Raw genomic sequence first — 576 nt, forward strand, 5'->3', positions numbered from 1 at the left:
GCGTGCCGGGCAGGCTGTCGTAGAAGAGGTAAGCGGTCACGAACAGGCCACCCCAGCCGATCAGCATGACGGCGCGCGTGCCAATGCGGTCGCTCGCCCAACCGACGATCACGCAGCCGATGGTCAGCGCGAGCGTAGCGAAGGCATTGGTCTCGAGCGCAAGCGCGGCGGGAATGTGGTGCACCTTCTGTAGGTAGGCGGGCGTGTACAGCACCACCACGACGATAGAGGTAGAAAGTACCCAGGTCAGCAATGCGACGAACAGGCTGGCCGAGCGGTGCTCGCGCAGCACGGTGCGGATCGGCAGTTCGCGCGCCAGGTTGCTGCGGCTAGCCAACTCGCGGAACACGGGTGTCTCGTGCAGAAAACGGCGCAGGTACACCGATGCCAGTCCAAACACGCCGCCCAGGATGAAGGGGATGCGCCAGGCGAAATCGCTCACCTGCTCAGGCGAGTAATGGCGATTGATGGCGACGGCAACGAGCGAACCCAGCAAAATGCCGCCGGTGATGCCCGAGGTCAGCGTGCCGATGCCGAAACCGTAATGCCGGCTCGGCACGTGTTCGCCGACAAACA

Annotated in this window: 1 protein-coding gene; it reads right to left on the reverse strand. The window is 64.1% G+C overall.

Going from position 1 to position 576, the window contains the following annotated elements; translation table 11 throughout:
* The coding region (locus CF68_RS06190) for an MFS transporter (RefSeq protein ID WP_035816797.1) at nucleotides 1–576 on the reverse strand (576 nt) is incomplete at both ends.

The organism is Cupriavidus sp. SK-4 (genome assembly GCF_000611125.1).
GTDB lineage: Bacteria > Pseudomonadota > Gammaproteobacteria > Burkholderiales > Burkholderiaceae > Cupriavidus > Cupriavidus necator.